At 73.9% G+C, this 522-nt stretch carries 1 pseudogene; it reads left to right on the top strand.

The annotated features are described in order from the left end of the window. A pseudogene (locus ACIQCZ_RS34595) lies at positions 1 to 522 on the top strand (hypothetical protein); the annotation flags it as partial.

The raw sequence follows: 522 nt of genomic DNA, 5'->3' as shown, positions 1-522 counted from the left end.
AGAGACGGTACGGGTGTGGGACCTGACCACCGGCCAGCCCATCGGCGAACCCCTGACCGGCCACACCGGCGAGGTGTGCGCGGTGACGACGGTGATGGTTGACGGCCGACCGATTGCTGTCACCGGCGGCCTTGATAGGACGGTGCGGGTGTGGGACCTGACTACCGGCCGGCCCGTCGGCGAGCCTCTGACCGGCCACACCGGCCCGGCGCGTGCGGTGGCGACGGCGCTAGTCGCCGACCGACCGATTGCTGTCACCGGCAGCACCGATGCCACGGTACGGGTGTGGGACCTGACCACCGGCCAGCCCATCGGCGAGCCCCTGACCGGCCACACCAGCGGGGTGGGGGCGGTGGCGACGGCAGTGGTCGCCGGCCGACCGGTCGCCGTCACCGGCGACTGGGATGGGACGGTGCGGGTGTGGGATCTGACCACCGGCCAGCCCATCGGCGAGCCCCTGACCGGCCACACCAGCGGGGTGGGGGCGGTGGCGACGGCAGTGGTCGCCGGCCGACCGGTCGC

The organism is Streptomyces sp. NPDC093149 (genome assembly GCF_044754145.1).
Taxonomy (GTDB): domain Bacteria; phylum Actinomycetota; class Actinomycetes; order Streptomycetales; family Streptomycetaceae; genus Streptomyces.
This window is presented reverse-complemented; position numbering and strand designations above follow the sequence as displayed.